Annotated in this window: 10 protein-coding genes; 4 read left to right on the top strand and 6 right to left on the bottom strand. The window is 70.9% G+C overall.

All coding sequences use genetic code 11. The features are described 5' to 3' along the window. The first annotated feature begins 85 nt into the window (after window positions 1-85). Window positions 86-421, top strand: coding sequence for a cupin domain-containing protein (locus tag AC31A1_RS45590; protein WP_489658961.1), 336 nt, complete (start codon window positions 86-88; stop codon window positions 419-421). A 64-nt stretch (window positions 422-485) separates the two neighbouring features. Here AC31A1_RS45590 and AC31A1_RS45585 read toward each other — a convergent pair whose 3' ends face one another. Next, the gene (locus AC31A1_RS45585) at window positions 486-662 is read right to left on the bottom strand and encodes an MmyB family transcriptional regulator (protein ID WP_489658960.1); all 177 of its coding nucleotides are present in this window, start codon (window positions 660-662) and stop codon (window positions 486-488) included. Between AC31A1_RS45585 and AC31A1_RS45580 the strand changes: the two genes are divergently transcribed. Further along, window positions 651-1,151, top strand: coding sequence for a GNAT family N-acetyltransferase (locus AC31A1_RS45580; protein WP_489658959.1), 501 nt, complete (start codon window positions 651-653; stop codon window positions 1,149-1,151). The two genes, AC31A1_RS45585 and AC31A1_RS45580, sit on opposite strands and share 12 nt — an antisense overlap. Here AC31A1_RS45580 and AC31A1_RS45575 read toward each other — a convergent pair. Both AC31A1_RS45575 and AC31A1_RS45570 read right to left on the bottom strand, forming a co-directional pair. Next, window positions 1,104-1,439, bottom strand: coding sequence for an ATP-binding protein (locus AC31A1_RS45575; protein ID WP_489658958.1), 336 nt, complete (start codon window positions 1,437-1,439; stop codon window positions 1,104-1,106). The two genes, AC31A1_RS45580 and AC31A1_RS45575, sit on opposite strands and share 48 nt — an antisense overlap. Before the next feature lie 97 nt (window positions 1,440-1,536). Next, entirely contained in the window at window positions 1,537-2,151 is a 615-nt protein-coding gene (locus tag AC31A1_RS45570; protein WP_489658957.1) for an NADPH-dependent FMN reductase, read from the bottom strand. Between the two features lie 320 nt (window positions 2,152-2,471). Between AC31A1_RS45570 and AC31A1_RS45565 the strand changes: the two genes are divergently transcribed. Continuing rightward, entirely contained in the window at window positions 2,472-2,990 is a 519-nt protein-coding gene (locus tag AC31A1_RS45565) for a GVDTG sorting domain-containing protein (RefSeq protein WP_399004050.1), read from the top strand. 117 nt (window positions 2,991-3,107) lie between these two features. Continuing rightward, window positions 3,108-3,731, top strand: coding sequence for a class F sortase (locus AC31A1_RS45560; protein WP_489658956.1), 624 nt, complete (start codon window positions 3,108-3,110; stop codon window positions 3,729-3,731). A 112-nt stretch (window positions 3,732-3,843) separates the two neighbouring features. Here AC31A1_RS45560 and AC31A1_RS45555 read toward each other — a convergent pair whose 3' ends face one another. From AC31A1_RS45555 to AC31A1_RS45545, 3 genes are all read right to left on the bottom strand, one after another. Continuing rightward, window positions 3,844-4,626 (bottom strand): sulfite exporter TauE/SafE family protein, encoded by a 783-nt coding sequence (locus AC31A1_RS45555; RefSeq protein ID WP_489658955.1) that lies wholly within the window; start codon window positions 4,624-4,626, stop codon window positions 3,844-3,846. A gap of 79 nt (window positions 4,627-4,705) precedes the next feature. Then, the gene (locus tag AC31A1_RS45550; RefSeq protein ID WP_489658954.1) at window positions 4,706-5,353 is read right to left on the bottom strand and encodes a LuxR C-terminal-related transcriptional regulator; all 648 of its coding nucleotides are present in this window, start codon (window positions 5,351-5,353) and stop codon (window positions 4,706-4,708) included. Between the two features lie 56 nt (window positions 5,354-5,409). Continuing rightward, a partial coding sequence (locus tag AC31A1_RS45545; protein ID WP_489658953.1) for an ATP-binding protein occupies window positions 5,410-5,721 on the bottom strand: 312 nt, incomplete at its 5' end.

Here is a 5,721-nt window from a genome sequence, read left to right as displayed (position 1 = left end):
GGTGGGGCATCGGGCTGTGCGGGAAGTGTTGGAGGAGCAGGATCAAGGGTGTTGTGGTCCCCGGGTCCGGCGTTAGGGTCCCGGCGTGGAGATCATCAGGGGTGCGGGCGTGTGGAAGCAGTCCGGCGAAGCGGGCAATGACTGGATCGAACAGTTACGGACAGCGGATCTGTCGGTGGGGACGTACTGCATCCCGGTAGGCGGGCTGGATACCCAGAGCCCGCACACCGAGGACGAGATCTACGTCGTCACAGCCGGACGCGCCAAGATCGAGACACCGGGCCGGGCGGACGAGGTGGGGCCCGGGGCGGTGATCTTCGTGCCGGCCGGTGAAGAGCACCGGTTCACGGACGTGACCGAAGACCTGGTGCTCCTCGTGGTGTTCGGACCCGCGTACGGCTCGTGCTCGCCCAAGTCCTGACTGTCTCGCCCAAGTCCTGACTGTCTCGCCCCAGTGCTGACTGTCTCGCCCCAGGTCCTGACGATCAGGAGGTGGCCGATCCTGCGGCCAGTAGCCGAAGCGCCTCTTCGGAGCTGGAGTCCGCCTCGGTGGTGTAGACGCTCAGCCGCTGGTCCGGGTCGGCGGGCAGGGTGAGGGACTCGTAGTTGAGGGTGAGCGGGCCGACGGATGCACGACAGATGATGGCGCCATGACTGATCAACGCGAGGTTTCCATCGTCCGCCGGCCAGGCCGGACCCTCTCCGCCGAGGACGGACTGGGTGCATTGCTGGCTGCCTACCATCTGCGGACGGAGGCCGAGAAGGGGGAGCCCGTTGCCCATGCGGACGGGCTGCCGGACCGGTACCGGGCGGAGATCTCGGACCCTCGGACCGCGTTCGTCGACGATGTCGCGCTGGTGGCTGTGAGTGGGAGCGCCGCGGTGGGTTGTCTGGTGGTGACCGCCCCCGCCGACGGGCGGTCGGAGATCAAGAGGCTCTGGACGGACCCGGCGTTCCGGGGCCGGGGCATCGCGTCGGACCTGCTCGCCGCCGCGCTCGCGCATGCCGCGGAAAGCGGCGCGTGCGCCGTGCGGTTGTCGGTGTGGAGATGGCGGACCGGAGCCATCGCCCTCTACGAACGGTTCGGCTTCACCGTCACCGAGTCATGGGACGACCGGGATCAACTGGTCTGCATGGAGCGGGCCTTGTGAGTGATGCCGTACGACATCCAACTCGCACCGCACAGCCTTGCCCACGGTGAGTTCGCGCACGCCCCAGCGGTCGGCGAACTGACCGACGATCAGCAGTCCACGCCCGAACATGTCGTCCTCGGTGACCTCGCGGAGGCTCGGCCGTAACTCGCCCTTCGAGTCGGACACCGCGATGCGTACGGCGCGTTCGGTGAGGGTGAGTTCGACCCGGAAGAGCCGGTCACGCAGACACCCGTGCAGCGAGGCTATCGCGATGCTGGACGCCGACGGCATCGAGGCGCTGAGCATGCGCAAGCTCGGCGCGCCGGCCCGGGCAGCGCACCGGGCCGTCTGTGACGGTGCGAAGGGGGCGGCCGACCTGTGTCGGCCGCCCCCTTCTTTTTCGTCAGATCAACGGCCGCACCTGGCGCGCGTCCTTCAACGCCCTTCCCCACCACACCAGTTGGTCCAGCATCGCCTTCGCCGCCGCGTCCGGGGCCGACGGGTCCTTGAGGCGGCCGTCGTCGTCGAAGGACGCGCCCGCGTTGTGGAAGGAGACGGTGTCGCGGACCGTCACGGCGTGGAGTTCGGCGAAGACCTGGCGCAGGTGCTCCACCGCGCGCAGGCCGCCCGCGAGGCCGCCGTAGGAGACGAGGGCGACGGGTTTGGCGCGCCACTCGGTGAAGTGCCAGTCGATCAGGTTCTTGAGGCCGGCCGGGTAGGAGTGGTTGTACTCGGGGGTGAGGACGACGAAGGCGTCCGCGCCGGCCAGCTTCGGGGTGATGCCGGCGAGGGCGGCGGTGGCCTCCGGGGTCGGGGCGAGGGTCGTGGGCAGGTCGCCGGTCTCGGCCACGTCGACGACCTGGACGGTGAGGTCGGGGTGGTCGCGGACGTGGGTGAGGAGCCAGTCGGCGACGACCGGGCCGAAGCGGCCGTGGCGGTTGCTGCCGATGACGACGGTGACGGCCAGTGGAGCGGTGTCGAGTGCGGGCGCGGTAGCGGGAGCGGTAGTGGTGTCCATGCGGGCAGCCTGGTACCTCAACCATTCTTGAGGTCAAGCCCGGCTCATCCTTGAGGTCGAGCCCGGCCGACCTCGGCTTCGCCCGCGGTACCCGGTCACCCGTTCACACGCGCGGCTTGCGCTCTTCGGGTTCATCTCCGGGACGGGTTTCGCCGTACCCCGTCGTACCGCTATGACCTGCTGAAACGGCGCCGGGGCGGGCCGCCTCAGCCCCTTTCTGACACCCATTCACCGCATTTCTGACGCTCGCTCAGGAAGCGGGCCGGGCCCGGTGCCACTTTCCTCGGAAGGGCAGCCAACCACAGCTCGGAGGAGCACCGATGCGACGTACCGCCCGTCTGCTGACCGGCACCGCGCTCGCCGTCGCCGCCGCGGGTCTCGCGACCGCGCCGGCGTACGGCGGCGAGAGGGGCAGTCTGGAGGTGTTCCCGTCGAACGCCGTGCCGGGCGGCGACGTCACGGTGAACACGGCGGCGTGCGGCGACGACGGTACGGCCGCCGGTGATGCCAGCGCGGTGGGCGCCGGCACGTTCACGCTGGCGCCGAGCGCGCACGAGGGCGATGCGATCGGGCAGTTCAAGGTGCCGCCGAGTGCGCAGCCGGGGACGTACGAGATCGTCGCGAAGTGCACGGACGGGCGGCAGGTCAGCGGCGATCTGATGGTGACGCTGGCCTCGATGCGGCAGCAGGTGCAGCCGCGCGGAAGTGTGAAGACGGGGGTCGGCGGCGCCCTGGGCCCCGACCCCGTGCAGACCGCGGCCGGCGTGGCGGCTCTCGCCGTCGCCGCCGCGGGCGGTACCTGGCTCCTGCATCGCCGGGCGAGAGGCGACAGGTTCTGACGGACACCCTCCGCTGTCCGTCCGCCGGTACCGCACGTCCCGTCCCCCTCCGGGTCCGACGCCCCTCGTGGCCCGGAGGGGGCGCGGGGACAGCTACTGGAGAGGGGTTGATTCCTCATGCGTCGTGGATACGGCACTACCGCGATAGGGGCTGTCACCGTGGTCTCCCTGTGCGCGGGCGCGTGGCTGTTGAGCAGCGGTTCCGATACGAACGCCCCGCCGCAGCCGTCCGCCGCCGAGGCCCGGCCCGACCCGGCCGTCGGGCGTACCGCGGCCCGCGCGCTGCCGCCGTCGCCGCCGGACCGCATCCGTATCCCGGCCATCCACGTGAACGCCCCGCTGATGGGCCTCAAGCTGACGAGCACCGGCAGCCTGGACGTGCCCCCGGCCGCGAAGAAGAACCTCGCCGGCTGGTACGAGGCCGGGACCACCCCGGGTGAGACCGGCACGGCGGTCGTCGCGGGCCATGTCGACAACGCCGACGGGCCCGCCGTCTTCTACGACCTCGGCGCCCTGAAGAAGGGCAACACCATCGAGCTGGACCGGCTGGACGGGAGCGTCGCGCTGTTCACGGTGGACGCCGTCGAGGTGTATCAGGCGAGCCGCTTCCCCGATCAGAAGGTGTACGGGGCCGCGCGGCGGCCCGAGTTGAGGGTGATCACGTGTGGGGGCGGGTACTCGCGGGCGACGGGGTACCAGGGGAACGTTGTCGTCTTCGCGCACCTGAGCGGGAGTCGGTAGGGGCGGTCGGGCGTCGTCTGCGGGTCCGTCGTGGCTGGTCGCGCCCACGCGGCGAAGCCGCACATCGACACAGCCCCGCGCCCCTTTGGGGCACGGGTAGTTGGGGGCGTTTTCAGGCCGGCCACTGCTGGTACGCCAAGTTCGCCACCAGCCCGAACACCACCGTCAGCAGGACGACCCGCACGAAACCGCTGCCCTGCTTCAGTGCCGCGTGCGCGCCCAGCATGCCGCCCGCGAGGTTGAACACCGCCATCAGCGCGGCGAGTTGCCACAGGACGGTGCCCTGCCAGGCGAACATCGCGAGGGCGCCCGCGTTGGTGCAGCAGTTGACGATCTTCGCGGTGGCCGAGGCGGTCACCAGGTCGAGGTGGAGCACGGCGGTGAGCGCGAGAACCAGGAACGTACCGGTGCCGGGGCCCACGAGCCCGTCGTAGAAACCGATGCCCAGGCCCGCGAGGCCGATCGCCGCGAGGATCTGGCGGCGGGTGGCCGGGCCGGGGGCGGGGGCCGTGCCGAAGGCCGGGCGGAGGATCACGAAGGTGGCTACCGCGAGCAGGACGACCATGATCACGGGCTTGAGTACGTCGGTGCTCATGCCGGCCGCGAAGAAGGCACCGGCGGAGGAGCCGGCGAGTGCCGCGAGGCCGATGCGTACGGCGAGGCCGACGTTCACGGGTGCCTTGCGGGCGTACGTTACCGCCGCCCCGGACGTGCCGACGATCGCTACGGCCTTGTTGGTGCCGAGTGCCGTGGCGGCCGGGGTGCCGGCGGGCAGGCCGAGCAGGAGCACCGGCAGCAGGAGGAGTCCGCCGCCGCCCACCACGGCGTCGATCCAGCCGGCCGCGAGGGCGGTGAGGCAGAGGACGGCGACCATGGTCAGCGGTATGTCGGGCATGATCATGACCCTATGGACGGGGTGCGTGTGCCGTCCATGTATTTGAGGGGGTGGTGAGCTTCAGGGGCTTCAGCAGGCTTCAGCGGCCGGTTTCGAGGTAGCGGAGTACGGCGAGTACGCGGCGGTTTCCCGTCTCCGAGGGCGGCAGGTCGAGCTTCGCGAAGATGTTGGCCACGTGCTTCTCCACGGCTCGTTCCGAGACCGTGGACGCGGTGGCGATCGCGTGGTTCGTACGGCCCTCCGCCATCAGGGCGAGGACCTCGCGCTCGCGTGGGGTGAGGGTGTCGAGGGCGGTGGATCGGCGTGCGGCGCCGAAGAGTTGGGCGACCACCTCGGGGTCGAGTGCGGTGCCGCCGGCCGCGACGCGTTCCAGCGCACCGACGAACTCCCCGATGTCTACGACCCGTTCCTTGAGGAGGTACCCGAACCCGGCGGGATTGCCCAGGAGTTGGGCCGCGTGGGTCGTCTCGACGTACTGCGAGAACAGCAGGACGCCGGTCGCGGGGTGCCGGTCGCGTAGTTGTACGGCCGCGCGTACGCCTTCGTCCGTCTGGGTGGGCGGGAGGCGGATGTCTACGACGGCGACGTCCGGGGCGTGTGTCGCCACCGCGGTGAGGAGCGCTTCGGCGTCGCCCACCGCCGCGGCGACTTCCACGTCCCGTAGCTGGAGCAACTGGACCAGGCCGTCGCGCAGCAGGGCCGAGTCCTCGGCGATGACGACGCGCATGCCGCTCCGATCGGGTCCGCTCAGGTGTGGGGTCACGGATGGGGTTACGGGTGGGGTCACGTGTGGGGCAGTTCGACCGTGACCACCGTAGGGCCTCCGTGCGGGCTGTCGCAGGTCAGTGTGCCGTCGACCGTGCGGACCCGGGCCAGCAGGCCGGTCAGGCCGGAGCCCGCGCCGATCGTCGCGCCGCCCTGTCCGTCGTCGGTGACGCGCAGGCGCAGGAGGCCGTCACGGGCGGTGACGTCGACGACGGCTGCCGTGGCGTGGGCGTGTTTCGTGGCGTTGGCGAGGAGTTCGGCGGCGCAGAAGTAGGCGATGGTCTCGACGGCCGGGGTGGGGCGGGTGCCGATGTCGGTGGTGAGGGTGAC

The organism is Streptomyces sp. P5F9 (genome assembly GCF_057961495.1).
This window is presented reverse-complemented; position numbering and strand designations above follow the sequence as displayed.